The sequence below is a fragment of the Devosia sp. A369 genome (assembly GCF_054489345.1).
Map to the genome: position 1 here is coordinate 41,454 of NZ_JBTMWV010000013.1, position 26,948 is coordinate 68,401.

Annotated in this window: 24 protein-coding genes; 16 read left to right on the plus strand and 8 right to left on the minus strand. The window is 63.4% G+C overall.

Going from position 1 to position 26,948, the window contains the following annotated elements; translation table 11 throughout:
- Positions 1-71 precede the first annotated feature (71 nt).
- Both pyk and ACX3OZ_RS15195 read right to left on the minus strand, forming a co-directional pair.
- Positions 72-1,508, minus strand: coding sequence for a pyruvate kinase (gene pyk / locus ACX3OZ_RS15190; RefSeq protein ID WP_459095564.1), 1,437 nt, complete (start codon positions 1,506-1,508; stop codon positions 72-74).
- Complete coding sequence (locus ACX3OZ_RS15195; protein ID WP_459104819.1) at positions 1,505-2,035, minus strand: DUF1036 domain-containing protein; 531 nt, start codon at positions 2,033-2,035, stop codon at positions 1,505-1,507. The genes pyk and ACX3OZ_RS15195 overlap by 4 nt, the downstream gene beginning before the upstream one ends.
- Before the next feature lie 209 nt (positions 2,036-2,244).
- Between ACX3OZ_RS15195 and ACX3OZ_RS15200 the strand changes: the two genes are divergently transcribed.
- Both ACX3OZ_RS15200 and ACX3OZ_RS15205 read left to right on the plus strand, forming a co-directional pair.
- A complete protein-coding gene (locus ACX3OZ_RS15200; protein ID WP_459095566.1) occupies positions 2,245-2,508 on the plus strand; it encodes a DUF2312 domain-containing protein in 264 nt (87 codons plus the stop codon).
- A 202-nt stretch (positions 2,509-2,710) separates the two neighbouring features.
- On the plus strand, positions 2,711-4,267 hold the full coding sequence (locus ACX3OZ_RS15205) for a sensor histidine kinase (RefSeq protein ID WP_459095567.1): 1,557 nt from the start codon (positions 2,711-2,713) through the stop codon (positions 4,265-4,267).
- A gap of 81 nt (positions 4,268-4,348) precedes the next feature.
- Here the strand turns inward: ACX3OZ_RS15205 and dxs are convergent, their stop codons facing one another.
- The 5 genes from dxs to ACX3OZ_RS15230 form a co-directional block, all read right to left on the minus strand.
- On the minus strand, positions 4,349-6,280 hold the full coding sequence (gene dxs, locus ACX3OZ_RS15210) for a 1-deoxy-D-xylulose-5-phosphate synthase (RefSeq protein ID WP_459095568.1): 1,932 nt from the start codon (positions 6,278-6,280) through the stop codon (positions 4,349-4,351).
- Between the two features lie 141 nt (positions 6,281-6,421).
- Positions 6,422-8,107: a DUF882 domain-containing protein gene (locus ACX3OZ_RS15215; protein WP_459104820.1), complete on the minus strand. Its 1,686-nt coding sequence runs from the start codon at positions 8,105-8,107 to the stop codon at positions 6,422-6,424.
- 205 nt (positions 8,108-8,312) lie between these two features.
- Complete coding sequence (locus ACX3OZ_RS15220) at positions 8,313-10,013, minus strand: L,D-transpeptidase family protein (RefSeq protein ID WP_459095570.1); 1,701 nt, start codon at positions 10,011-10,013, stop codon at positions 8,313-8,315.
- Between the two features lie 164 nt (positions 10,014-10,177).
- On the minus strand, positions 10,178-10,834 hold the full coding sequence (locus ACX3OZ_RS15225) for a hypothetical protein (protein WP_459095571.1): 657 nt from the start codon (positions 10,832-10,834) through the stop codon (positions 10,178-10,180).
- Between the two features lie 39 nt (positions 10,835-10,873).
- Entirely contained in the window at positions 10,874-11,749 is an 876-nt protein-coding gene (locus tag ACX3OZ_RS15230; protein ID WP_459095572.1) for an alpha/beta hydrolase, read from the minus strand.
- A 143-nt stretch (positions 11,750-11,892) separates the two neighbouring features.
- On the opposite strand from ACX3OZ_RS15230, the gene ACX3OZ_RS15235 reads away from it, so the two are divergent.
- The 8 genes from ACX3OZ_RS15235 (at position 11,893) to ACX3OZ_RS15270 (ending at position 20,037) form a co-directional block, all read left to right on the plus strand.
- Complete coding sequence (locus ACX3OZ_RS15235; RefSeq protein WP_459095573.1) at positions 11,893-13,026, plus strand: mandelate racemase/muconate lactonizing enzyme family protein; 1,134 nt, start codon at positions 11,893-11,895, stop codon at positions 13,024-13,026.
- Positions 13,013-14,044 (plus strand): ABC transporter ATP-binding protein, encoded by a 1,032-nt coding sequence (locus tag ACX3OZ_RS15240; protein WP_459095574.1) that lies wholly within the window; start codon positions 13,013-13,015, stop codon positions 14,042-14,044. The genes ACX3OZ_RS15235 and ACX3OZ_RS15240 overlap by 14 nt, the downstream gene beginning before the upstream one ends.
- The gene (locus ACX3OZ_RS15245; RefSeq protein WP_459104828.1) at positions 14,044-15,045 is read left to right on the plus strand and encodes an ABC transporter ATP-binding protein; all 1,002 of its coding nucleotides are present in this window, start codon (positions 14,044-14,046) and stop codon (positions 15,043-15,045) included. Before ACX3OZ_RS15240 ends, ACX3OZ_RS15245 begins: the two co-directional genes overlap by 1 nt.
- The gene (locus ACX3OZ_RS15250) at positions 15,029-16,000 is read left to right on the plus strand and encodes an NAD-dependent epimerase/dehydratase family protein (protein ID WP_459104821.1); all 972 of its coding nucleotides are present in this window, start codon (positions 15,029-15,031) and stop codon (positions 15,998-16,000) included. Before ACX3OZ_RS15245 ends, ACX3OZ_RS15250 begins: the two co-directional genes overlap by 17 nt.
- Positions 15,997-16,455: a RidA family protein gene (locus ACX3OZ_RS15255; protein WP_459104822.1), complete on the plus strand. Its 459-nt coding sequence runs from the start codon at positions 15,997-15,999 to the stop codon at positions 16,453-16,455. Before ACX3OZ_RS15250 ends, ACX3OZ_RS15255 begins: the two co-directional genes overlap by 4 nt.
- Before the next feature lie 91 nt (positions 16,456-16,546).
- Positions 16,547-18,145 (plus strand): ABC transporter substrate-binding protein, encoded by a 1,599-nt coding sequence (locus ACX3OZ_RS15260; protein WP_459104823.1) that lies wholly within the window; start codon positions 16,547-16,549, stop codon positions 18,143-18,145.
- A 60-nt stretch (positions 18,146-18,205) separates the two neighbouring features.
- Positions 18,206-19,150 (plus strand): ABC transporter permease, encoded by a 945-nt coding sequence (locus ACX3OZ_RS15265; protein ID WP_459095578.1) that lies wholly within the window; start codon positions 18,206-18,208, stop codon positions 19,148-19,150.
- A gap of 14 nt (positions 19,151-19,164) precedes the next feature.
- The gene (locus ACX3OZ_RS15270) at positions 19,165-20,037 is read left to right on the plus strand and encodes an ABC transporter permease (protein WP_459095579.1); all 873 of its coding nucleotides are present in this window, start codon (positions 19,165-19,167) and stop codon (positions 20,035-20,037) included.
- Positions 20,038-20,084: 47 nt separating this feature from the next.
- Here ACX3OZ_RS15270 and ACX3OZ_RS15275 read toward each other — a convergent pair whose 3' ends face one another.
- Positions 20,085-20,783 carry a FadR/GntR family transcriptional regulator gene (locus tag ACX3OZ_RS15275; protein ID WP_459095580.1) on the minus strand — a complete coding sequence of 233 codons (699 nt, stop codon included), beginning with the start codon at positions 20,781-20,783 and terminating at the stop codon, positions 20,085-20,087.
- 245 nt (positions 20,784-21,028) lie between these two features.
- Here ACX3OZ_RS15275 and ACX3OZ_RS15280 point away from each other — a divergent pair, with 245 nt between their 5' ends.
- From ACX3OZ_RS15280 to ACX3OZ_RS15305, 6 genes are all read left to right on the plus strand, one after another.
- Positions 21,029-22,723, plus strand: coding sequence for a thiamine pyrophosphate-binding protein (locus ACX3OZ_RS15280; protein ID WP_459096088.1), 1,695 nt, complete (start codon positions 21,029-21,031; stop codon positions 22,721-22,723).
- Positions 22,720-23,508 carry an HpcH/HpaI aldolase family protein gene (locus ACX3OZ_RS15285; protein ID WP_459095581.1) on the plus strand — a complete coding sequence of 263 codons (789 nt, stop codon included), beginning with the start codon at positions 22,720-22,722 and terminating at the stop codon, positions 23,506-23,508. Before ACX3OZ_RS15280 ends, ACX3OZ_RS15285 begins: the two co-directional genes overlap by 4 nt.
- 396 nt (positions 23,509-23,904) lie before the next feature.
- Positions 23,905-24,570 (plus strand): amino acid ABC transporter permease, encoded by a 666-nt coding sequence (locus tag ACX3OZ_RS15290; RefSeq protein ID WP_459095582.1) that lies wholly within the window; start codon positions 23,905-23,907, stop codon positions 24,568-24,570.
- An 11-nt stretch (positions 24,571-24,581) separates the two neighbouring features.
- The gene (locus tag ACX3OZ_RS15295) at positions 24,582-25,223 is read left to right on the plus strand and encodes an amino acid ABC transporter permease (protein WP_459095583.1); all 642 of its coding nucleotides are present in this window, start codon (positions 24,582-24,584) and stop codon (positions 25,221-25,223) included.
- A 56-nt stretch (positions 25,224-25,279) separates the two neighbouring features.
- Positions 25,280-26,089, plus strand: a complete 810-nt coding sequence (locus ACX3OZ_RS15300) for a transporter substrate-binding domain-containing protein (protein ID WP_459095584.1) — start codon at positions 25,280-25,282, stop codon at positions 26,087-26,089.
- 78 nt (positions 26,090-26,167) lie between these two features.
- On the plus strand, positions 26,168-26,941 hold the full coding sequence (locus tag ACX3OZ_RS15305; protein WP_459095585.1) for an amino acid ABC transporter ATP-binding protein: 774 nt from the start codon (positions 26,168-26,170) through the stop codon (positions 26,939-26,941).
- Positions 26,942-26,948 lie beyond the last annotated feature (7 nt).

Below are 26,948 nucleotides of genomic sequence, written 5' to 3' on the forward strand. Positions count from 1 at the left end.
AGGGCACTACTCAAAGAAAAAGCCCACGGCGCAATGCCGTGGGCTTTTTGGTTTTTGCGCTCTGAGGCGGCTCAGCTGGAGCCGGCGCCGTCCTGGCGGACGAAGGCGATGCGCAGCATATTGGTGGCGCCGGGCGTGCCCAGCGGAATGCCGGCAGTGATGGCGATGCGGTCGCCGGGGCGGGCAAAGCCTTCCTGATAGGCGATGACACAGGCGCGATCGACCATGTCTTCCAGCGATACGGCGTCCTCGGTCTGCACGCAGTGCACGCCCCAGACCACCGACATGCGGCGGATGGTGCGCATATTGGGCGACAGCACGATAATCGGCTTGCTCGGGCGCTCGCGGGCGGCGCGGATGCCGGTGGAGCCCGAGGCGGTGTAGGTGACGATGGCGGCCAGATCGAGTGTCTCGGCGACCTGACGGGTGGCAGCCGAAATGGCGTCAGCGGCGGTGGCCTCCGGCTCGGTCTGCGCGGCGCGAATGATGCCGCGATAGTTGGCATCGCCTTCGACGGCCACGGCCACCTTGTTCATGGTGGCGACGGCTTCGACCGGATACTGTCCGGAAGCCGATTCGGCCGACAGCATGATGGCGTCGGCGCCTTCGAACACGGCGATGGAGACGTCCGAGACCTCGGCGCGAGTCGGGACCGGCGCAGTGATCATCGATTCGAGCATCTGGGTGGCGACCACCACCGGCTTGCCATAGCGGCGCGCCATGCGGATCATGCGCTTCTGCAGGCCCGGCACGGTTTCGAGCGGCAGTTCGACGCCCAGATCGCCACGGGCGACCATGATGGCGTCACACAGCTTGATGATTTCTTCGAGACGATCGATGGCCTGCGGCTTTTCGATCTTGGCCATGACGCCAGCGCGACCCTGGACGATCTTGCGGACGTCGATGATGTCTTCGGGGCGCTGCACGAAGCTCAGAGCAATCCAGTCGGCTTCGGCGGCGAGGCCGGCCAGCAGGTCGGCATGGTCCTTTTCAGTCAGCGCGCCGGTGGGCAGCAACGTGTCGGGCAGGGACACGCCCTTCTTGTCGCTGAGCTTGCCGCCATAGACCACTTCGGTCTCGATGGCGCCATTGCCGACCTTGGTGGCCTTGAGGGCCAGCTTGCCGTCATCGAGCAGCAGCCGGTCGCCGACCGAGACGCTTTCGATGATTTCGGGGTGCGGCAGGTAAACCCGCTCGGCGGTTCCCGGCGCATCATTGCTGTCGAGGGTGAATTTCTGCCCGGCGACCAGATTGACCGCGCCATCGGCAAATTTCCACACGCGCAGCTTGGGGCCCTGCAAATCGACCAGAATGCCGAGCGGATGATTGAGGCGCTTCTCCACATTGCGAATGCGCTCGACCGTGGTGCGCATCACTTCGTGGCTGGCATGGCTCATATTGATGCGGAACACGTCCGCGCCGGCCTTGGCCAGTTCCTCGATCATCTTTTCCTCATGGCTCGCAGGCCCGAGGGTGGCGATGATCTTTGCGCGTCTCATCCGTCTCATGGTGTGTCCGTTTCTTGCGTATTTATGTCGTCCTGCGGGGCGTCAATGGTGACGTCGTCGGGATCGACAAGGAAGGTGGGGTCTTCAAGGTCTTCACTGCCATTGGGACCCACCACGGCGGGGCCGCCGACGCCATCGGTCAGCTGCAGCGTCCAGTCGGTGCGGTTCTGGGTATCGATTTCAAAGAAACCGGTGCGCTCATATCCGCGTGCAAGGCAATCCTCAACCCCGAATATGGTGAAGGTCTCGTCGCGGGTGCACATGAACACTGAGCCGTCCCAGGCCCCGCCGCCGATATCATCCACCGCGAAGATGTAATAAAAACGACGCTCCAGATCACCCTGATACAGCACGCGGCAATCGCCCGGCGGGGTCTGCCACCAGCCTTCACTCATCCAGCCGCGCTCGGCGCGATAGCCAAGCGACACCGAAACGAGGTTGCTCGTTTCGTTACAGATGCGAAGGTCGGCGCGAGCGGGCGTGGCAAAAAAAGCGAGGCTTGCGAGCATCGCGCCGATCAGGGTCATGCCGAGACGGGTTATATGCAATCTAGTGCCGGGAAACATCGGAAAACGTGCCTTCTTTGAGCCCATGGACGCGCAATGGTCAATGGCTAATGGCGCGATTTGACGGAATTGCGGGTATGCGGCTTTTCGCAATGTGGATTGACCGACAAAGAGCTTGAACCACAGGGCCTAGTGCGATTGAACGGGGCCACGAAACGAAAGGATGTGCCATGGCCGTCGAAGATAGCGTTGCCCAGGATCAGTTGCGGGCGTTCATCGAACGCATCGAGCGCATGGAAGAAGAGAAGGCAGCCATCGCTGCCGACATCAAGGAAATCTATGCCGAAGCCAAGGGCAATGGGTTCGACACCAAAATCCTGCGCAAGATCGTGACGATCCGCAAGCAGGATGCCAACGAGCGCGCCGAGCAGGAAGCGATTCTGGAGCTCTATATGGCCGCGCTCGGCATGGTCGCCGCTCCCTCCGACGATTGAGGTTATGCCGGTCTAGCCGGCGACCACGAAATGTTGAACTCCACTTCGTCCCGCCCGGCCGCCATTGCGCTGCCGGGCGGAACTGTTTGTCAGGGGTGCCGGCGCATTACGTGACCTAGGCTGAGTCTGGAGTGCAACTGGCGCGACCCGACTGCGTTGTGCCTGAGGACCAGGCGGTGTCGGTCCTCATGTCGGGAGTCAAATGCTGCACCAGACCAAGAGCGCGCGCCGGACCGTGTCCGCTATTCCGGCAGCCATCGGGCTCATGCTGGTGTTCCTGGCGGTCTTCACCGGCACCTGTGGTTATTTCCTGGCCGTGGGCATGCAGCAGACCGAAGAGCGGCTGGTGGAGCGTTCGAGCGCCGCCGCCCAGGTCGTGGCCACCAATGCCATGTGGATCGCCGAAGTGGGGCAGCAGACGCTGCGCCGGGTCGATGCCGCGCTGGGGCCGACCATGGTGGGCGACGCCGATTCCCTGGCGCCGGTGCTGGAGGGGCTGCCGTCGCTGACGGAAGTCTACATTATCGATGCCGACGCCAATACGATCTATTCGACGGTGGCGGGGGCGCAGTCGGTCTCGGTCGCCGACCGCAGCTATTTCACCGCATTGCGCGATGGCGCGCCGTTTTACACCTCGAGCCTGTTGACCAGCCGGCTGACCGGCGACCGCATCTTCGTGTTCAGCAAGCGCGTGGAGCGCAACGGGATGTTTGCCGGAGCGATCATGGTGTCGTTCCCCGAAGCCTTGTTGCGCGATCTGTGGGGCACGCTGGATTTCGAGCAGGCCTCGACGGTGAGCCTGATCCGCAATGACGGCCAGCTGATTGCCCGCTATCCGCCATCGGACGGACCGATCGATCTCAGCCAATTGCCGCTGTTCACCGAGCATCTCGCGCGGGCCGAAACCGGCACCTATGTGTCGGCCAGCTCGCCCATCGATGGCGTTGCGCGGACCGTAAGCTATCGCCGGATTCCCGGCACCAATATCATCGCACTGGCGGCTGTCGGCTCGGAGGCGGCCTGGGCGAATTTCAATGGGGCGATCCGCGCCGTGCTGTTCATGGTCACCCCGATCATGCTGGCGCTGCTGCTGGGCTGCGCCTGGATCATGCGGCTGCTGTATCGCGATGCGCGACAGGCCAAGGAATTGCAGGCGTCGGTGGAGACCAACACCATGCTGTTCCGCGAAATCCACCACCGGGTGAAGAATAATCTGCAGTCGGTGCAGTCGCTGGTGCGGATGCAGGACTTGCCCGACGCGGCCAAGCGCGATCTGCAGGGGCGGTTCGCGGCGATGGCGGCGATGCATGAGCATATCTATCAGCATGACCGCTATCAGGACATCGACGCCCATGATTTCATCCCCGCCGTGGTGGGGCAGGTGATGGCCGCCTATGGCTCGCAGGCCAGCGTGCGCTATGCGCTGGAGCATATCGCGGTGGATCGCGACCATGCGACGCCACTGGCGCTGCTGCTGAGCGAGCTGGTGACCAATGCCTGCAAATATGCCTTTCCCGGCGACGGGGCGGATGCGGTCATTACCGTTACGCTCAGTCACAGCAAGAATGGCCGTGCCGCGCTAGCGGTGCGCGATAATGGCCAGGGCATGGATGCGGCGCGCGCCAAAGGGAACAGCATGGGGATGCGGCTGATCCGGGGCGTGGTGGCCCAGATCGACGGCACCTATGCGTTTCGCAACGATGGGGGGACGGTGTTCGAGGCGGATATCGCACTGTCGACTGGGGCGCGGAATCGGTAGGGGGCGCGCATCCAGTCCCACCGACGATGTCACCCCGGCTAAAGACCGGGATGACATCGCGTTTTTGTGAAGACTAGGGTCTTAGCTGCTGCGACCCAAGGCCGCCGCCATGGCGGCTTCGTCATAACCCAGCGTCGTCAGCGCCGTCGCCACAATGCCGGCGCGGTCGAGGCCGGCATCGGCATACATGTCGGCCTGGCTGGCATGTTCGACGAAACGATCGGGGATCATCAGCGGGCGGAAGCGCAGTTTTCCGTCGAGCAGGCCGTTGCTGGCGAGGAAGGTGGCGACATGGCTGCCGAAGCCGCCGATGGAGCCTTCCTCGGTGGTCAGCAGTACGTCATGGGTGCTGGCCAGCCGGGCGATCAATTCCTCGTCGAGCGGTTTAAGGAAGCGGGCATCGGCGACGGTGGGGTTGAGCCCCAGAGCGGCCAGCCGGTCGGCAGCAGCGAGCACTTCTCCCAGCCGCGTGCCATAGCTGAGGATGGCGATAGTAGAACCCTGCCGGACGATGCGGCCCTTGCCGATGGCGAGTTTTTCGCCGCGCGCCGGCAGGTCGACGCCCATGCCGTCGCCACGAGGATAGCGGAAGGCGATGGGACCGTCATCATAGGCGGCGGCGGTAGCCACCATGTGGCGCAATTCGGCTTCGTCGGCGGCGGCCATCTGTACCAGGCCGGGAATGGCGCCGAGATAGGCGCTGTCATAATTGCCGGCATGGGTGGGGCCGTCGGCGCCGACATAGCCTGCGCGGTCGATGGCGAACCGCACCGGCAGATGCTGGATGGCCACGTCATGCACCACCTGATCATAGGCGCGCTGCAGAAAGGTGGAGTAGATGGCGACGAACGGCTTCATGCCTTCGCTGGCCAGGCCCGCGGCAAAGGTCACGGCGTGCTGTTCGGCAATGCCGACATCGAACACCCGGCTGGGGTGAATTTCGGCGAATTTGTCGAGCCCGGTGCCCGAGGGCATGGCGGCGTTGATGGCGACGATGCGCGGATCGTCATTGGCTTCGGCGATCAGGCTGTCAGCAAACACGCTGGTATAGGATGGCGCGTTGGAGACGGCCTTGGCCTGGGCCCCGGTGATGACGTTGAATTTCGACACGCCATGATATTTGTCGGCCGAGTGCTCGGCCGGGCCATAGCCCTTGCCCTTTTTGGTGACGACATGGACCAGGATCGGGCCTTCGGTGGCGTCGCGCACATTGTCGAGGATGGGCAGCAGGCTATCGAGATTGTGCCCATCAATGGGGCCGACATAATAAAAGCCCAGCTCTTCGAACAGCGTACCGCCAGTGAAGAAGGAGCGGGCGAATTCTTCGGTGCGGCGCGCCGGTTCGTAGAAGATCGCCGGCAGCTTCTTGGTCACCGTCTTGGCGGTTTCGCGCATGCCGCGATAGACCGGGCTGGAAACCAGATGCGCCAGATAGGTCGACAGCGCGCCGGTGGGCGGGGCAATCGACATGTCGTTATCGTTGAGAATGACGATCAGCCGCGCATCCATGGCGCCGGCATTGTTCATCGCCTCATAGGCCATGCCGGCCGACATGGCGCCATCGCCAATCACGGCAACGACATTGCGGCGCTGGTCTTGCAACTCGCTGGCCACGGCCATGCCCAGGCCGGCCGAAATCGAGGTGGAGGAGTGGCCGGCGCCGAACGGGTCATATTCGCTTTCGGCGCGGCGGGTGAAGCCCGAGAGCCCATCCTTCTGGCGCAGGGTGCGAATGCGGTCGCGACGGCCGGTCAAAATCTTGTGCGGATAGGCCTGGTGGCCGACATCCCAGATGATGCGGTCATACGGGGTGTCGAACACGGCATGCAGCGCCACGGTCAGTTCGACGACGCCGAGGCCGGCGCCCAGATGGCCGCCGGTGACGGAGACAGCGTCGATCATTTCGGCGCGCAATTCATCGGCCACCTGCCGCAGGTTTTCACGCGGCAGGGCGCGCAGATCGGCGGGTGACTGGATGGTGTCCAGTAGGGGCGTGGAAGGCTTGTCGGCCAAGCGGGCGGTCCTTTGCCAAAAACGGCGCTAGCTCAATTCTTTAGGCTTGCTGCCAGTGCTTTGCAAGAATGGCGGGACCCCTGCGCCAAACTGCGGCAGGGGTCGTGCTAGGCGAGCATCTCGCCCGAATTAGGGAAGGTGTTAGTTCGAGGCCAACGCGACGGGCGCGGTGGTGACGAAGCTCGTGTGGGACAGGCTAGCGGGGAAGTCGCCCACGCCCATGACGGTCACATAGCGGCCCATTTCTGCGGTGGGGTCGAAATCGGCCTCGTCATGGTCCCAGATGTTGGCGAAATGCGCTGAACTCAGATTAGCCGGGTCGGTAAAGACGTCGGCCACATGTTCGAGGTCGGGCGCGATCAGATCCGGGCTGCGCATGGTGCCGGGCACCGGCCGGCGGGCAATATGCTCGGCCAGGGCGGCGGCAACCGGTGCGTCCTGTTGGGCGGCGCCAAACGTGCCGCTGAACAGATTGGCCATGGCCCCGACCGGCGGCTGATTGCCGAGCGAAGCGGTGCGAAGGCCCGTTGCAGCGACGAGCGGCGGCAAAGCGAGCTTGCGCGTGGATGGCGCGGGTGTCGTGGTGGCGGCGGTGGTCTCGCGGTCGATGATGGTTTCGAGCGCGCGCTGGGCCTCTGGGTTCTGCGCCAGATAGGCAGTCATGGTTTCGGGACGCGGTGGCGCGCTCATGATCAGGCGCGGCTGCGGCACTGGCGCCGTGAGCGCGGCGATGGCGGTGACGGCGTCGCCGGAGGGCAAGGCCTTGGCCGTGGCATCCTGCAGCGCCGCCGACTTCATAGCCGGCATGGGAACCAGGGCTGCCGGGGTCAGCTCGGACGGATCGAGCGGCGCGCTGCCGGTGGTGGAAAACGGAATGGCGACAGGCATGGGCGCGACGGCGGCCGGAGCGTCGCCGAGCAATGAGGCGGGGCGCGGCGCCGGAACGGGCGCGGCAATTGCAGTGGCCTGCTGCGGGGCAATCGCGGCCATCTGCACCGGCGCAGGGGTGGCGGCCGGCTTGGCGGCAGGCTTGCCATCGCCGCCGAAGAACATGTCCATCAGCGTGCGGCCGCTGCCGCTGCCGCTGCTATCGGCGACCTGCGTGCCCGAGCTGCTGGTGCTGCCATTGCAGGGATAGGCGTGGCAGCGTTTCCACTCGGCCATGGCGATCTGATAGCCTTCCTGCGACAGCGGCTTGCCGTCAGTGGGAACATGCATGGTCCGGCCGTCGGGGAACAAATCCTTGAGCTGGGCGCGGGTCATGCGCGGCCAGGCGCGGACCGAACCGACGTCCAGATGCACGAAGGGGCTACCCGAGGTCGGGTAATAGCCGACGCCGCCGACCTGCCGGCGCATGGCGGCAGCGCGCAGCTTGGGCAGCGATACGCCCGGAATGAAGAAGTCCATCGCGGTGCCGCGCATATGCTGGGAATTGTCGGCGACACCGGACGACGTCTTGGCCAGCATGGCGTTGGTGGCGGGGGAGCGATAGGCCGAAACGACGTTGACCGGCTGGCTGCCGCCAACCTCCTGGTAGACTTCCCAGATCAGGTCAAACAGGCGCGGGTCCATCTTGGCGGGTTCGTTGCGGCGCCAATCGCGCAGGAAGACGTTCAGTTCGTTGAGGCCCGACTGCACATATTGCCCATTACGCTTGAAGACGATGCGGGCCGTCTCCTTGGTGTGGGTGTAATAGAGGTAGAGCGCGCGCTCACTGGCGGCGGCGGCCGGCCCGATGGCCAGCGGCAGGATGACGATGATGCTCACAAGGGCGGCCGCGATGAGCCGCGCGATATGGTGCCTGATCAAATAGAAAGTCCCCGTCACGCCAAACTCTGCCCGGTTGTTGCCAGCTATCGTCAGACGTTAGCGCGAAAAATCGTCGAATTGATTAACGCTAACGAGATCTCAATCGGCCATTCGCCGGAGCCCTCACCCTAAGAGTATTACGGACAAAAGCGGGCGCAACCAAGGCGAAATTGTAAACCGGAGGTTAAGGGCTCACCTCGCCCTGAGGGAGGGGTGAAGACGCTTACGGCGCCAGCTCGTCGACCACCGGGGCGGCGTCGGCGATGATTTCGGGAGCGAGGGCAGGGCGGTCGAGGCCCATGGCGGCGATCAGCTTGGCGTTGTGGCCATAGATGTCGCCATAGGATTTCAGCGCGCCATCGGCCTCTACCCGCAGGGTGAAATAGGTCAGGTGGACCGGAATCTGCCGCTCGGGATTTACCCAGCGCTCGGAGGGGCCGAACATGGCTTCGAGCGAGCTGCGGCTGATCTTGGTCTCGTTGGCGGTCAGGGCATCGGCAAAGGCCATCGGGTCCTGCACGCGCACGCAGCCATGGCTGAGCGCGCGGGCGGAGCGCGAAAACAGCCCCTTCGACGGGGTGTCGTGCAGATAGACGTCATGTTTGTTGGGGAACAGGAATTTGATCTGCCCCAGCGCGTTGCCTGGACCGGGGCGTTGGCGCACGCGAAAGGGGAAATTTGTGGCGCTGACCTGGGTCCAGTCGACCTGCCAGGGGCTGACCGGGGTTCCGTTATACAGCAAGTCCATATTCTGGTTGTCGGTATAGGCCGGATTGCGCAGCACGGCGGGCGCTACTTCGCCCTTGATGATCGAGCTGGGGACGTTCCAATAGGGGTTCACCACGATGTGGCGGATATTGTCGGAGAAGATCGGGGTCTGGTTTTTGAGGGTGCCGACCACAACGCGAGTGGAAAATTCCTCCTGCCCGTCGCGGCTGATGGCCAGCCGGAATTCAGGGATATTGACCAGCACATTGAAAGCGCCCAGCTCGCGCGGCATCCAGCGCCAGCGTTCCATATTGGCGATGATATCAGCGCGGGTGACCGGCACGCCGCCATTGAGCGCGGCCAGGGTCGCGGGGCCCATGACGCCATCGACATCGAGATCGAGCGTGCCCTGGAAGGTCTTCATGGCCGCGACCAGCGCGTCGTCATAGGTGAGGCCGTCAGTGGCGGTGAGCCCCAGCCTGGTGCGCAAAGTCGGCACGCGCGGATCGCTCATGCCGGGCTTGAGGGTGGGGCCTGCGGCGACCTGCAGCGGGCGCGTGGTGTCGCGATCATCAAAACTGGCCAGTGCCGCCTTGAGAGCGAGAAATTCGGGATGGCTCGGCTCCAACGCCGCGAGGACCGCGACCGGATCGGGGCTGGACGCCAGTTGCACCAGCAGCGCCGCAGTATCGAGCGGCTTGGCGGCGATATCGAAATTTTCGCTGATCGACTGTGGCCGGATGCGGCCATTGTAGAGATGGGTGGCATAGCGCAAGGCGGCGCCGGAGAAGGCAGTTTCGAGCGCAGCAAGCTTTTGCGGATCGCCCTTGGCGCCGGCCGGATCGAGCGCCGGGGTCAGATAATCCTGCGGGCGCAGGCCTTCACTGGCGGCGGCTTCGAACAGCTTGAGGATTTTCTGGGCGGGCCCGGAAAAGGCAACGTCGCCATTGGGCGCTTCATCGAGCCAGATGGGCTCGAAATGGCGGCTGCCATAGAAGAAATACAGCTTCTGCGCTTCGGCATAGGCCGTGCTGTCCTTGGTGGCGCTGTAATAGGCAGCGCCGAGATCGGACTTGATGACTTGCCCGAGCGGGGTCTGGGCGGGAGCGATGATGACCGGGCTGGCCGCGAGGCTCACGGCATCCTGCGCCAGAGCAGGCAAAGCACCACCAGCGCCGAAAAGGACGGCGACCAGGCAGACCACGATCTTGTTCATCTGAGCTCCATGCACGCAACGCTATGACGGTCATCCGCCCCGCTTGAGGCGGAATCGGCGGCCGATCCGCGCGAAAAATCATTAGCGTGCAAATCTTAACGGGAGCAATCGCTCGCAAAGTTGTGAGCAGGCTTTGTGGTGTGGGGGCAACGTTGTCCGTTGCCTCAATCGCACGGGCGCTCCCCGAATAGTCGGTAGGTGACCGAGCGCGGCTTGCTGGCTTCCTCGGGCGTGGCCGGCACGAAGGATGAGGTGCCGCCGGCCAACTCAGCCGGCAGGATCATCACGCGCACAAAGGCGCTGGCGCTGTCATGGATATTCTTGCCGATGACCCAGTCGGTGCCGGTTTCAAACCAGGCATGGCCGGCATCGAGCCGGTCGATAGCATCCTCGCCGATAAAGGCGTGCAGCCGACCTTTGAGCAGCCGACGGATGCCGGGACCGCGATGGCCATGCAGCGGCGTCTGCGCGCCGGGATTGGATTCGACGCGGTCGGCCCGGAAAATGCGGTTGCCGTCGAAGGCCTGTGGCAGACGGCGCGAGATCACCAGGCAGATGCCGGCGCCGTCGAGGACCGGCTGGCTGGCCGGGGCGAATTCGTAGAGCCAAGCGGTGCCGCTGCCGGCAATGGTGAAGGCGCCGGTGACGAACTGGCCATTATCGGCCTCGATGGCGGCAGAGCCGGCCTGATCGGCCAATTGCGCCGTGCCGGACGCGATATAGACGAAGGCCGTGCCGGTGACGGCGATGGAACTGGCGTCCGGACCCAGCGCGAGGTCATAGACACTGAGACGGGTTTGGCTGAGATCGAGCTGGGTCATGGCAAAGGTCTTTTCAGTACAAAAATCGCGGGCAGGGGATTAGCGGCGCGGTTGCGCCAGCCGCAGCATGGCCGAACCAATCGGGCTTTCTGGTTGCATGAACTGCATTAGAATGTCGAAATGGTTGTAATTGGGTAGAACTTGCACTTCCGGCTGATTGCCGTGACGGTGCAGGTGATGGGAATAGCGGAAGCTCTGGTCGATCCACTGCCAGGGCTCATTGCCACCGACCAGCACGGCGACCGGACACTGCACCAGCGGTGGGCGGGTTTCGACATTGCGATTGGCGACGGTCTCGGGCGTCAGCCGGAGCTGCTCATTGACGCTGGTCAGCACCGCCGGAGCGGGATCATAGATGCCACTGACTGCCACCGCGCCGACGAAGCAGGCCGGGTCGATGCCGAGCGCCGGCCAATCGGCGGCCAGGATTTCAGCCACCAGATGCGCGCCGGCGGAATGGCCGGACAGGCTGATGGCCTGCGGGTCGCCACCATATTGGGCAATGTTGCGACAGACCCATGCGGCCCCGGCCAGCGCCGATTCTGCTACCTGATCCAGCGTGGAATCAGGGCAAAGCTCGTAATTCATGATCACAGCGGTGATGCCGTGGCGCACCAGCATACCGGCGATAAAGGCATAATTGGCCTTGTCCTGCGCCCGCCAATAGCCGCCGTGATAATAGATATGCACCGGCCGGGGGCCGTCGCCGTCGCCGGGATAGATATCGAGCGTGTGCAGCTTGTGCGGGCCATAGGCCAGATCGCGATGCACCGTCAGTTCGAGCGTCGCCTGCTGGTTGGCCGGCTCGCGCAGAGCGCGGTACTCACCAAAATTGGGGAATGCCTGCTGCGGATTATACTGATGCTCGTGCTCTTCCGGCGTGAGCGTTTCCCAGATTTTCTTGACGCTGTTCATGACCATCCCATGCATGAATGAGGAGAGATTGGGCGGCACCATAGCCCCCAATTGGTCACGATTTAAAGTACCCACTTGCGCTTCTGGTGCAAAATGGTTCACATATGATCTGGAATTGATCCTTTTTGGCTGCGAGGGCCGGCGTGAAGATATCAGCGATCCAGTTCGTGGCTTTGAGCGCGCCGCTCGGCGCCGCCAAGCCGTATGGAATGTCCAAGTCGCTGGCCACTGGTCGCCAGTCCACCGTGGTTCGGCTGACGCTGGAAAACGGCATTGTCGGCTATGGCGAGGCCTGGGGTGCGCCGGCCTTCAATCGCGGCTACGAGGCTTTCCTTGCCTCCTATCTGGTCGGCATCGACGTGTTCAATATCGAACACGCTTATTCCCGCATTTTGGCGCGGCATTACCACTTCGGCATGCAGGGCGCGATGATGGCCTGCATCAGTGGCATCGACATTGCCGCCAAGGATGCGATGGGCAAGCTGCTCGGCCTGCCGGTGTGCAAGCTGATCGGTGGCCAGCGCATCGACAGCGTGCCGATCTATGCGTCGGGCGGCTATATCACCGAAACGCCGCGCGAGGATTTCCGCCCGCAGATCGAAGCCATGGCGGAAGCAGGCCACAAGGCGGTCAAGATCAAGATCGGGCTGAGCCCGGACAGCGACGAAGAGCGCGTCGCCATGGCGCGCGACATTCTGGGGGCCGATGTCGATCTGCTGGCCGACATCAATTCCAACTATACCTATGATCTGGCGCTGGAGAGCATCGAGCGACTCGCGCCTTACCGCCTCGGCTGGATCGAGGAGCCGCTGAGCCCTTCCGATATTTCGGGCTATGGCCGACTGCGCACGCGGTCACGTATGCCGATCGCGGCGGGTGAAGCACTCTATACAGTGTTCGATTTCAAGAATTTGGTCGATGCCGGCGGTGTCGATGTTTTGCAGCCAGATTTGAGCCTGTGCGGCGGCTTCTGGCAGGGGCGCAAGATTGCCGAGCTGGCGCATGCCCATCACCTGAGGCTGTCGCCGCATGTGTGGGGCGGTGCTATCGGGCTGGCGGCGGGGCTGCATTTTATCGCCTCGCTCTCGGTCTATCCGCATTCCGACAATATCCCCAAGCCGGTGCTTCTCGAATACGACCTCGGCGCCAACCCGCTGCGCACCGAATTGCTGCTCGAACCCATCGTGGTCGAGAATGGTTTCATCGCCGTGCCGCAGGGCCCGGGCCTCGGTATCGAGGTCGATGAGGAGGCGCTGCTCCGCTATGCCGCAGCCTGATCCGATCCGTCCCGTTGCAACGCCGGTCTTGAGCGTCACTGACCTCAAGACGCATTTCTTTACCGATGCCGGCGTGATCAAGGCGGTCAACGGCGTCACGCTCAGCGTTGGCGAAGGCGAGACGCTGGCCATTGTCGGGGAGTCCGGGTCGGGCAAGTCCGTCACCGGCCTCACCGTCATGCGTCTGCTGGCCCGCACCACGGCGCGCGTGGTGGGTGGATCGATCCATTTTCATGGCCGCGACAATACCGATATCGATCTGTTGAACCTGAGCGAGCGGGCGATGAGCCGGATTCGCGGGCACGACATCGCCATGATCTTCCAGGATCCGATGTCGAGCCTCAACCCCGTGTTCACCGTCGGTGACCAGGTAGCCGAGCCGCTGCGCGTGCACAAGCGGCTGGGCAAGCGCGAGGCGCGGCTGCAAGCCATTGAACTGCTGCGGCAGGTGGGGATTTCCGATCCGGAAGAGCGGGTCGATGCCTATCCGCATGAATTGTCCGGCGGCATGCGTCAGCGCGTGATGATCGCGGTGGCGTTGGCTTGCGATCCGCGCCTGCTGATCGCCGATGAGCCGACCACGGCACTCGACGTGACCATCCAGGCTCAGATCATTGAGTTGTTGCGCACGCTACAGCATGAGCGGCGCATGGCGATGATTTTCGTCACCCATGACCTCAAGCTGGTCAGCGAAATCGCCGATCGCGTGGCGGTGATGTATGCCAGCCAGGTGGTGGAGGAAGGTCCTGTGCGCGAGGTGCTGGCCCAGCCGCGCCACCCCTATACCCGTGCCCTGCTCAACTGCATTCCCTCGCGCCGCGACGGCGCCGGCAATCGCCGCTCGCTGCAGCCTATTCCCGGCACCATGCCCAATCCGCTGGCGCCGCCTGCCGGCTGCCGCTTTCATGGCCGCTGCGCCCATGCCTTGCCGATTTGTGTCGCGAGCGAACCCGAACTTGAAGTTGTGGACGGCCAGCACGTTACCCGCTGCATTCGCTGGAAGGACATCGCACCGTGATGCCGGCATCAGACCCCAAGGCCCTGCAGGCCGAGCAACGCCCGCTGGTTGCGGTCTCCGGGCTTAGTAAGCATTTCCCGGTGAATTCTGGTGGCTGGGGTGCGCCGGCCCGCGCCGTGCGGGCCGTCAGCGATGTCGATTTGACGGTCGCGCCGGGCGAGGTGTTGGGTGTGGTCGGCGAGTCGGGCTCCGGCAAATCCACCGTCGGCCGGTTACTGCTGCGCCTGATCGAACCCACTGCGGGCCAGGTGATCTTTGATGGCCAGGATCTGGGGGCGCTCGATCAGGGTGCGCTGCGCCATTTCCGCCGTCATATGCAGATGATCTTTCAGGACCCGTTTGCCAGCCTGAATGCGCGCATGACGGTGGGCGATGCGCTGCTCGAGCCGCTCAGGCTGCATCGCGGCCTCAAGGGTCGGGAGGCCGATGAACAGGCCGTCGCCCTGCTGGAAAAGGTCGGGCTCTCGGCCGATCATATCAAGCGCTATCCGCGGGCTTTTTCCGGCGGTCAGCGCCAGCGCATCGCGATTGCGCGGGCGCTCGCCTCGGCGCCGCGTTTCATCGTCGCCGACGAACCGGTTTCGGCGCTCGACGTGTCGATCCAGGCCGAAGTGCTCAACCTGATGCAGAATTTGCAACGGGAACTGGGGCTGGCGCTGCTGTTCATCAGCCACGACCTGTCCGTGGTCGAGGTGATCACTGACCGGGTGATGGTGCTCTACCTCGGCCGGGTGATGGAAGTCGCCAAGACCGAAGAACTCTACGACAATCCGGCCCACCCCTATACGGCGGCGCTGCTCCAGGCGGCGCCGGGCTATGCCGGGGAGCGCCGGCCTATCCTCAGCGGCGAAATTCCCAGCCCGATCGCACCACCATCCGGCTGCGTGTTCCGCACCCGTTGCCCCTTTGCGCTGGCCGAATGCGCCCAGACCATTCCGGCCCTGCGCGAAGTCAGCGCCGGCCACTTCAAGGCATGTATCCGCGATGACATTGCACTCTGACACCGTAGCGGCAGCGCCGCGTGTTCTGGTTATCGGCGGCCGCGGTTTCGTCGGCTCCCATATCGTGCGGGCGCTGGTGGCGCGCGGCATTGCCGTGCACGTTTTCGGCCCGCCCATGGCAACCGATTTGTTGGCCGATTTGAACGGCCGCTTTGATGAAACCGCCGGTTCGGTGGAGGATCGTGCCGCTATCATCGACGTATTGCGCGCCAGCGGCGCCACCGCCGTGGTCACCACTGCCGCGTTTGGCGAAGGCCAGAAGGGCCTGATGCAGGGTGGCGAGGCCGATGCCGACCGCGCCATGGCCATCAATGTCGATGGGCTGCGCCATGTGCTGGAAGCTGCCCATGCCGTCGGGATCAACCGGGTTATCACCACCGGCTCAAGCGTGGTCTTCGGCCCCGCCGACAGCTACGCCACGGCGCGCGTTGGTGAGGACGGGGTCAAGCGTCCACGGACGATCTATGGCCTGACCAAGGTGCTGTCCGAAGATCTGATCCAATATTATCGCGACCGGCATGGGCTCGACGCCAGCTCGATCCGCCTGCCGATCGTGCTGGGTCCTGGGCTGTGGTATCAGGGCGCGGCCAGCGCCATTGCCAGCGTGATCGCAGAGGCCAAGTCCGGCACGCGTCACGCGGTGCGGTTCCACGATCTGCCCATCGACCTGATGCATGTCAGTGACGTGGCCGATGCCATCGTGCTGGCCCTCACCGCGACCACCCCGCTCGAGGCGATCTACCACATCAATGGCTTCAGTGCCCCACTGAGCGAGATCAGCGCCGCCGCCATGGCATTGGTTCCCGGCTATGCGGTGGAGCACCAAATCGTGCCGCCGGCAAACACCTTCCCGATGATGGACGATACGCGCTTCCGCCAGCGCTTCGGTTTTACCCCGCGCTATGACCTCAAGGGTCTGCTGCAAGCTCAAATCGACGGAGACCATACGCCATGATCGACGCCCGTTTGAAGCAATTGGGGATCGTGCTGCCTGACGCGGCAGCGCCCTCGTTCAACTATGTTCCCGTCGTGCTGCATCGCGGCGTCGCCTATGTCAGCGGCCAGATGCCCAAGGTCGATGGCGAGGTCCGAGTGTTCGGCAAGGTCGGTGCCGAGGTGGATCTGGAAACCGCCCGCGGCGAGGCACGCATCTGCATTTTGCAGGGGCTGGCTTGCCTGCGCCTGGCGCTCGGCTCGCTCGACCGGATCGAGCAAATTATCAAGATCAACGGCTTTGTCGCTTCGGCGCCGGGCTTCAACGCCCAGCCCAAGGTGCTCGACGCTGCCTCTGACCTGCTGGCCGAGATTTTTGGCGAACCGGGCCGGCATGCCCGCGCCGCCATTGGTGCGGCCGAGTTGCCGCGCAACGCGGCGGTCGAGATCGAAATGACGGTCGCCTATCGCGACTGACTGGACGCGCCCTCCGGCGCGTCACACTGCGACCGCTGTTCCGAGGAGAGGCGGTCAATCCAATGAGCCAACAAGAATAGAGGGAGTAACCATGTCTTTTCTGAATATGTCCCGCATGCGCCGACTTGGGCAAAATCTGCTCGGCGCCACCATGCTCAGCCTGCTGGCGCTGGCCCCATCCTATGCTGCCGAACCGAGCCTTTACGGCCCGGCGGTTGAGAATGCCGTTTCCGGCGGCCGCCTCAGCATGGGTCTGCTGGTCGAGCCCCCGGGCTTTGACCCGTTCCATCAGGCCGCCGATGCGCGCATCCGCTTGAGCGTATTGGTCTATCAGGGCCTGTTCTATGAAGCCCCGGATGGCCAGGCGCTGCCGCTGCTGGCGCAGAGCTACGAGATTTCCGAAGACGGTTTGACCTACACCATCAAGCTGCGCGAAGGCGTCAAGTTCCACACCGGTCAGGTGATGACCGCCGAGGACGTGGCCTATAGCTACAACTATATCCGCAACCCCGATAATGGCTCGCCCGGCGCGGGCGACTTCGTCATGGTCAGCAATGTCGAAGTGGTGGACGCCAATACGGTGCGCTTCACCCTCACCGACAAGAATGCCTCGCTGCCGATGACGCTGGGCAACAAGTATGGCGGCGTCGTGCCGGCCGGCTATTTCGATGATGAAGCCTCCAAGAACCGCATCAACGCCGAAAGCGTTGGCACCGGTCCGTTCAAGCTGGCTGAATTCGTGCCCAACTCGCATGTGACGCTGGAGCGGAATGAGGACTATTGGGAAGCCGGCATGCCGTATCTCGATGGCATCGACTTCTCCATCCTGCCCAACAGCGCCTCGATGCTCGTTGCCCTGCGCAACCAGCGCGTCGATCTGGTGGTGCTCAGCCGTCCCCAGGACGTGCAGCAGGTGTCGTCCGTTCCGGGTCTGACCATCGAGCGTTGGCCGTCGCTGTCCCAGACCGCCATCGATTTGGGCTCCGAGCTCAAGCCGCTGGATGACGTTCGCGTCCGTCAGGCCATTTCGCTGGCCGTCGACAAGAACGAGATCATGAAGGCCTCGGTCGGTGAATATGGCACCGTTCTGGGCACCATGGTTGCCGGCATGCAGGACGCCTGGGGCCTGCCGCTCGATCAGGTGCCGATGCAGGGCCCCGATATCGAAAAGGCCAAGGCGCTGATGGCCGAAGCTGGTCTGGCCGATGGTTTCACCATGACGCTGACCTCGATCAATGGCTATGACTGGATGGATACAGCCTCGGTGACGCTGCGCGAGCAGCTGGCAAAGATCGGCATCACGCTGGAAATCCAGCGCGTCGATCTGGGCGTGTGGGTGAATAATTTCCGCTCCAGCCAGATGGGCTTCACCTTCAACGACTGGGCCGCACAGCCCGATCCGAGCCTGCTGTTCTATCGCCACTTCCACCAGAAGCCCGATGGCGCCGACTTCCGCAACTGGGACAATGCCGAAGCCAGCGCGCTGCTGGACGAAGGCCGTGCCGAGTCCGATCCGGCCAAGCGCCGCGAGATCTACCTGCGCTACCAGGCCATCATGGCCGAGACCGTCCCCACGATCATGCTCTATTCGCCTGACCACGTGACGGTTCGTAACGAGAAGGTGCAGAATTTCTCGCAGCACCCGACCGGCTGGTATTTCGGCCTGGCGCGGACCTTCCTCGCCAATTGATGCCATCAGCGGGAGGCGTTCCGATGCCTCCCGCTCCACCCATTGCGCATTGGATCGATCATGGGCACTTACCTTCTCAAGCGGCTGTCCGCCTCTCTCGTCACCGCCGTGCTGGCGTCCATGCTGGTTTTCCTGCTGATGCGCATGGTGCCCGGCGACGTCGTGGCGCAGATGATGGGGCAGGCCGGTGGTGAAAACGCCGCGAGTGCCCTGCGCGAGTTCTTCGGGCTCGATAAGCCGGTCTATGTGCAATACTGGGTCTGGATTTCCCACGTGCTGCAAGGGGATCTCGGCACCAGCTGGACCCGCGGCCTGCCGGTCACCGAGATGATCGCACCGGCATTTCTGGTGACCCTGGAAATCGCTGTCCTGACGCTGGCCATCGCGACACTGATCGGGGTGCCGCTGGGCATTCTGGCCGGCATCTACGAAAATCGTCCGCTCGATACCGCGATTCAGACCTTCAACATTCTGGGCCTGGCCGCGCCGGTATTCTGGGTCGGGCTAATGCTGCTGGTCGGGGTGTCGGCGGTGTTTGCCTGGTCGCCGCCCTTGCGCTTCGTGCCGATTACCAAGTCGCTGAGCGACAATCTTTCCATCCTGATGCTGCCGATTGCCAGCCTCGGACTGCTGCAGGCGGCGGCCTATAGCCAGTTCGTGCGCCAGAACGTGGTGTCGGCGCTGAATCAGGAATATGTGCGCACCGCCATCGCCAAGGGCGTGCCGGTCCGCACCGTGTTCTTCAAGCATATCCTGCGCAACGTGCTGATCCCCATCGTCACCTTTATGGGTCTGATCCTGATCCAGATCCTGGGCGGTACGGTGATCATTGAATCGCTGTTCGCGCTGCCCGGTCTCGGTCGCCTGCTGCTGAGCGCCATCGAGACGCGCGATTATCCGGTGCTGCAGGGCGCGTTGCTGGTGGTGGTCGTCGCCGCCATGATCGTCAATCTTCTCATCGATCTGACCTACCGGTTGATCGATCCGCGCGTGCGCGTGGCCTGAGTTCGGAGCACCCCATGGCACACGTCCCAGCTAACACTTCTACTATCCCCGCGCCGCTTGGCCGCTGGGGTCGCCTGCTGCGCACGGCGCGGCGCGAGCCTGGCCTGGTCATCGGCGTGGTCCTGCTCGCCCTGCTGCTGCTGGTCGCGCTGTTTCCGGGCCTGTTTGCCTCGCAATCGCCGTTCGATGTGTTCATTGATCGCGCCATGTTGCCGCCGTCGTGGGACAACTGGTTCGGCACCGACGATGTGGGCCGCGATATCTTGGCGCGCGTTGTTTATGGCACCCGCGTCACGCTCTCGATCTGCGCCGGCTCGCTGCTGATTTCGGCCGTGGTCGGGGGTGGACTGGGGCTGACCTCGGGCTTTTTCGGCGGCTGGGTCGATCAGGGGCTGGGCCGGTTCGTTGACGTGCTGCTGAGCTTTCCGCCGATCATCCTCGGCGTCATCATCACCGGCGTTCTGGGCCCGGAAATCGGCAATCTGATCCTGGCGCTGTCCATCGTGTACATGCCGGTATTTTTCCGTATCGCGCGGGCCGGGGCGATGAGCGAAGTGGGCAAGACCTATGTTGAAGCCGCCCGCAGTATCGGGGTGCGCGACAGCGTTGTGCTGCGCCGGCACGTCACGCGCAACGTGATGCCGCTGATCCTGACCCAATATATGATCCTGTTCCCGATGATCCTGCAGATCCAGGCCGCGCTCGGCTTTCTGGGCCTGGGCGTACAGCCGCCGACCCCGGACTGGGGCGCCATTCTGGAGCAGGGCAAGGATTACATCCTCTACGCTCCGTGGATATCGGTGTTTCCCGGTCTGGCCGTGCTGCTGGCCGCCCTGGCGCTGATGCTGGTCGGGCGGGCACTGCAGAAGCGGATGGATCAGCGATGAGCCGGCCTATCCGCGCGAGGGGGACTGCTGGAGCAGCCCCCAGTCGCTCAATTGCTGCTGACGTTGGACAGGGTGCGGAGCAGGTAATCGCGAATGGCGTCGCGCGCCTTGGCGGCGTCGCCGCTGCGCAGCGCATCGACAATCACCAGATTGTCCCGGTAGGCCGCTTCGCGCACCACCAGAACCGGCGACAGCTGCTGGCCCGGGCGACCCCAGCCGGCGCGACGGCGGGACTCGATGATCTGCTCGAAGATCGACACGATGAACCGATTGCGCGAGCCGCGCGCGATGGTCATGTGCACTTCGTATTTGGCTTCCTTGAACTGTTCCCAGCTCTCGGCATTGCGCAGGCGCTCAAGGCTCGCTTCCATTTCTGCGATCAGCTCGGGCGTGACCCGTTCGACCACCAGATCGGGCAGGTTGGGCTCGAACAGCAGGCGCGCCTCCAGCAGCTCGGCCAGGGTGAATTCATTGGTGCCGACCCGGTTGCGCACGAAAGTGCCGCGGCCGACATGGCGAATGATCAGCCCCTCATCGGCCAACTGGTTGAGGGTTTTGCGCACGCTGTTGCGCGCGGCGTCGAAATGCTCCGCCAGCGCCCGTTCGGTCGGCAAGCGACTGCCCGCCGCATAGTCACCATTCATGATCGCCGATTTCAGATCGCGATAGATCAGCTGCGAATCCTGTTCGGACTTGGCGCGGGCACTGGGGGCCACGTTAGGCGGCGATACGGCTTCGAGATTCATTCACGTCGACCATTAGGTTGCAAGTAGACCGCTTTGGTTCAGGCGGTCGAATAGGCCAAGCCTATACCAAACTAACGGAAGTCACAAAGAAACTCTCACCGCCCTGAGCCGGGAATTGACGCATTGGACCAAATAGGTCCGAATTGGTTCGAAATGGTTGAGATTTGGCACAGGACAGGCAGGCGCGGCCCGGATCTCGGAATGCCGTTCCGGCAAATACGCTTGAGAAGGAAAATAACATGACGGTGACCGACACCAAGACGACGCGCCGCGGTGGAGATTTGCTGGTGGCGAGCCTGCTGGCGCAACGGGTGGACCGTGCCTTCTGCGTGCCCGGCGAAAGCTATCTGCCCGTGCTGGATGCCCTCTATGACGCGCGCGACAAAGTTGACCTGGTGGTGTGTCGTCACGAAGGCGGCGCCTCCACCATGGCGGAGGCCTATGGCAAGCTCACCGGCCGGCCGGGCGTGTGCTTCGTCACCCGCGGGCCGGGCGCCACCAATGCCTCGATCGGCATCCACACCGCCTTCCAGGATTCGACGCCGCTGGTGATGTTTGTCGGCCAGGTCGACAGCTCGATGAAGGACCGCGAGGGCTTTCAAGAGGTGGATTTCGCCGCCATGTTTGCGCCGCTGGCCAAGTGGGCCGCCGAGATCAACGATCCGGCGCGGATTCCCGAATATGTGCACCGAGCCTTCCAGACCGCGATGGCCGGTCGTCCCGGCCCGGTGGTTCTGGCGCTGCCCGAAGACGTGCTGGGCGCTTTGGTGTCCGGCGATATCGACCCGGGCCTGCCGGCCGAGCCGCTGGCCGGCGCACCGACCCCGGCGCAGTTCGAGCGCATCGGCGAACTGATCGATGGTGCCGAACGCCCGTTGCTGATCATTGGCGGCGGCGGCTGGACCCAGGCCGTCGGCGAACAGATCGCCGACTTTGCCGCACGCTTTGGCGTCCCCGTGGCGGCGTCGCTGCGCTGCCAGGATTATGTGTCCAACCACCATCCCAACTATGTCGGGCATTTGACCATCGGCGCTGAGCCCAAGCTGGTTGGTCTGGTGCGTGACGCCGATCTGCTCATCGTGCTCGGGGCCCGCCTGGGCGAAATGACCACGGCTGGCTACACCATCCTCGAGCCGGCCAAGCGCGGCGCAACGCTGGTACATATCTATCCCGATCCCGAGGAACTGGGTCGAGTCTATCAGGCGCACCTGCCGATCAATGCCGGCGCGGTGGCCACGGCTGCCGGACTGGCGTTGCTGCAGCCCAAGGTCTCAAGCGCCAAGCGGGCCGAGGGTGTGGCTCAAGCGCGGAGCGACTATCTGGCAAGCCTGACGGCTGCGCCACGCGATACGCCGGTCGACCTTGCCCAGATCGTCACGCAATTGCATGCGGAACTGCCGGCGGACACGATCGTGTGCTCGGGTGCCGGCAATTACACCGCCTGGGTGCATCGCTTCTGGCAGTTTACCAACTACCGCACCCAACTGGCCCCTACCTCTGGAGCCATGGGCTACAGTGTGCCCGCAGCCGTGGCGGCGGCGCTGACCGAACCCAGCAAAACCGTGCTATGCTTTGCCGGCGACGGGTGCTTCCTGATGAACGGTCAGGAGCTGGCCACGGCCACGCAATATGGCGCCAAGGTGCTGTTCATCGTGGTCAATAACGGCATGCTGGGCACCATCCGCATGCATCAGGAGCGCGAATTCCCCGAGCGCGTCTATGCGACCGATCTGGTCAATCCCGATTTCGTCGCCCTGGCCAAGGCCTATGGCCTCGCCGCCGAGCGGGTGGAGCGGACCGAAGATTTTGCGCCGGCGCTCGCCCGCGCCCTGACCGCCGAGGGCAGCGCCCTGATCGAACTGATCACCGAGCAGGACGTGATTTCGCACCGCACCACGATTTCGGCGATGCGGGCCAAGGCTAAGGCGGTGTCGGCATGAAAGCCAATCGCGCCAAGGCACTCTGGGCCCAGAGCCAGCCGGTGCTCAATGGCTGGCTGTCGATCGGCAACAGCTTCTCCGCCGAAATCATGGCGGCGCAGGGTTATGACAGCCTGACCGTCGACCTGCAGCATGGCGTGGTGGACTACGCCACGGCGGTGCAGATGTTTCAGGCGATGGGCGCCAGTGGCGTCATGCCGATGGCACGCATCGAGCAACTGGGCGCCGCAGCGGTGACCCGCGTGCTCGACGCTGGAGCAATGGGGGTGATCTGCCCGATGATCAACACCCGCGCCGATGCCGAAGCGCTGGTGGCCTATACCCGCTACGCCCCCAATGGCATCCGCAGCTTCGGGCCGACGCGCGCGGTGTTTTCTGCCGGGCCCGGATATGACGGCAATGCCGAGGACGAGCTGATCTGCCTCGCCATGATCGAAACCGCCGAGGCCATGACCAATCTCGAAGCCATCTGCGCCACGCCGGGACTGGACGGGGTCTATGTCGGCCCGTCGGACCTGACACTGGCGCTGACCGCGCGACGCTATCGCGTGGGGTTTGATCGTGAGGAGCCCGAGCTGATCGAGGCGATCCAGACCATTGTCGCAGTGGCACATCGGCATGGCATTCGCGCCGGCCTGCACACCGGCAGCGCTGACTACGCCAGCCGCGCCGTCGGCTGGGGGTATGACCTCGTGACCTCCGGCACCGACGTCAAACTGCTGGCAGACGCGGCTAACCTCACGGTGAAAACTGTTCGTTCGGCTACGCGCAGGCCTGCGCCATAGGCGGCGCCGAGCGCGGCATTTTATTTGAGCCGGCGCCGCTTCTGTCACGCTCAGGGCAGGGCAATGCAGGGCAGTGCAGTGCAGGACAGGGCAGGGCAGGGCAGGGCAGGGCCGGGCCGGTTCGTTGGTTTCCTCGCCTAGGCCCGCCCAAAGGGTTCGCCTCAATAACATCATAGAGCCGGTCGGGGCGCGCCTGGGACACGGTGACCGCAACTCGTTGACCGTTGATCTCGGTTTCGAGCTAGGTGCTGTTGCCACCTGCCTGACGCGGGTCGGTTGACACAGTCGAAAATCGAATATATTTGATATTTGAACGAAGGGGATCGCGGGAAGCGGTCTGCAGGCTTTTTCGCGTGCTGCGTTGCACGCGAGAGCGTCTACAAAAACGGTCGCTAAATGTACGCCCTTGATTTTACTGTCATCATCGCCCGGTTGCCGGAGCTGCTCCTGGGTGCCGGTGGCACGCTGCTGCTGGCCCTGTTCGGTATGGGCTTCGCGCTGATTATTGGCGTATTGGGCGTGATCACCCGTCAGTCCAGCAATGTGCTGCTGTCGGCGCCGACTAAGGTTTTCGTCGAAGTTATCCGCAATACGCCATTCCTGGTGCAGGTTTTCTTCCTGTTCTTCGCGCTGCCCTATCTGGGTGTGCGTCTCAGCCCGACCGTGACGGCCATCATCGCGCTGGCGATCAATGGCGGCGCTTACGCCATCGAGATCATCCGGGGTGGTGTGGAGTCGATCCCTGCCGGTCAGCGCGAGGCCGGTCATGCGCTGGGGCTCTCCAAGGGGCAGGTGTTTCGCTACATCGTGCTCAAGCCGGCGCTGCGCGCAATCTATCCGGCGTTGACGTCGCAATTCATCATGTTGACGCTGACATCGAGCGTGTGTTCGTCCATCGCGGCGTTCGAGCTGACGGCGGTGGCCGGGCGGATCGAAGCTGAATCATTCAGAAGCTTCGAAGTCTATTTCACGATCACCTTCATCTACCTGATCATCTCGTGGGCCATCATGGCGTTGCTCAAATATGCAGGAAAGCAATTCCTGTATTACCCGGCGAAATAAGGAGCATCGACATGGGACATCTTGAATTCCTGTTCCTGATGCAGGGCCTGAAATGGACGGTGCTGCTCACCCTGATCAGCTTTGTCGGTGGCTCGGCCATCGGCCTGCTGGTGGCGCTGGCCCGCACCTCGGAAAACAAGCTGCTGGTGCAGTTCACCATGGCTTACACGGCGCTGTTCCAGGGCACGCCCCTGCTGATGCAGCTGTTCGTGGTCTATTACGGCCTGGCTCTGCTGCAGCTCAATATCGAGCCGTGGATTGCTGTCAGCATCGCCTATACCGCCCATGCCAGTGCCTTTCTGGGCGATATCTGGCGCAGCGGTATCGAGGCGCTGCCCAAGGGGCAGTCCGAGGCCGCCAATGCGCTGGGCGTCTCCTATGTGACGCGGATGCGCCACGTGATCCTGCCGCAGGCGCTTAAAATTTCACTGCCGGCCACCATCGGTTTCATGGTGCAGCTGCTCAAGGGTACGTCGCTCGCAGCCATTGTCGGTTTCGTCGAGCTGACCCGTGCCGGGCAGATCGTCTCCAACCAAATCTTCCAGCCTCTGCTCGTCTTCGGTGTCGTGGGGTTGGTCTACTTTGCTCTGTGCTGGCCCTTGTCGCTCTATGGCAGCCGGCTCGAGCGGAAAATGGCGCTGGCAACGCGATAATGGGTCCGGCGTAGTCCGGCCATGCAGCCAGTGCTTAGCTTCAACAGGAGGAAATATTGAAGAATTTGTTCAAGTCGATCGCCATCGCCGGGCTGGCCAGCCTGGCACTCTCCACGGTCGCCAGCGCGCAGACGCTGGAGTCGATCGAAGGGCGCGGCAAGCTCATCGTCGGCATCCAGGGCGACAACCCGCCTTACGGCTTCCTCGACTCCCAGGGCCAGAATGATGGCTACGACGCCGCTGTGGCACGTCTGCTGGGTGAGTTTCTTGGCCAGCCGGTCGAGTTCAACGTGGTGACCAACCAGAACCGCATCGCGGCGCTGCAGACCGGTCGCGTCGACGTGATCTTTGCCACGCTGTCGATGACCGCCGAGCGCGCCCAGGCCGTGCAATATTCCAAGCCCTATGCAGAGCAGCCCTTCTTCGTGCTGGCGCCGACCGACATGGAAGTCGCCGGTGTTGAGGATCTGGCCGGCAAGACCATCGGCGTGCCGCGTGGCGCGATCATGGATCTGCAGCTGACGGCCCTGGCCACCGAGTCGGAAATCCTGCGTTTTGACGACGACTCGTCCAACGTTCAGGCGCTGCTCTCCGGTCAGGTCGACGCCATTGGCGGCAGCATGTTCTACGAAGAGCGCCTCAACCAGCAGGCACCCGGTAAGTTCGAGAACAAGTTCTCGACCGGCTCGCTCTATATCGGCGCCGGCGCCCGTCTCGACGACGCCGCATGGAACGGCAAGCTCAACGCGTTTCTCGACGAAGTGACCGCGAACGGCAAGCTCGCCGCGCTGTACCAGCAGTGGTTCAACATGGAACTGCCCGAGATGACCACTCCGGTGGAAGGCGTCTCCTGGGCGGCCGAATAACCGTCCCTGCGCAACCACCCACCTGACGATGGTGCCGGAACCGTCCGGCACCATCACTACGGAACCCAGGATTTTCTCATGCCCACACCTTCAAACTCCGAGCGTTCGGCCGGTGCTCCCTTCATCGAGATGAAGGATGTCAGCAAGTGGTATGGAACCTTCCACGCGCTCAAGAACGTCAATCTGACGGTGAACAAGGGCGAGCGCATCGTGGTGTGCGGCCCATCCGGCTCGGGCAAGTCCACCCTGATCCGCTGCATCAACCGGCTGGAGCCGTTCGAGAAGGGCACCGTCTCGGTCGACGGCGCCGAACTCAACGAGCATGGCGGCGCGATTGCTTCGGTGCGCCGCGAAGTCGGCATGGTGTTCCAGAATTTCAATCTGTTCCCCCATCTCACCGTGCTGGAAAACTGCACGCTGGCGCCGATCAAGGTGCGCGGCCTCAGCCGCGAGGCGGCCGAACAGACCGCGATGAAATATCTCGAGCGCGTTCACATCGGTGAGCAGGCGCTGAAATACCCGGCACATCTGTCCGGTGGCCAGCAGCAGCGCGTGGCCATTGCGCGGGCGCTGTGCATGGAACCCAAGATCATGCTGTTCGACGAGCCAACCAGCGCGCTCGATCCCGAGATGGTCAAGGAAGTGCTCGACACCATGATCTCGCTGGCCGGTGACGGCATGACCATGATCTGCGTCACCCACGAAATGGGCTTTGCCCGGCAGGTGGCCGACCGGGTGATCTTTATGGCCGAAGGCGAAATCCTCGAAGAGGCGCCGCCGCAGGAATTCTTCGTCAATCCCAGGCATCCCAGAGCCAAGAGCTTCCTGGGCGAAATCCTGGCGCATCACTAATCGGCGG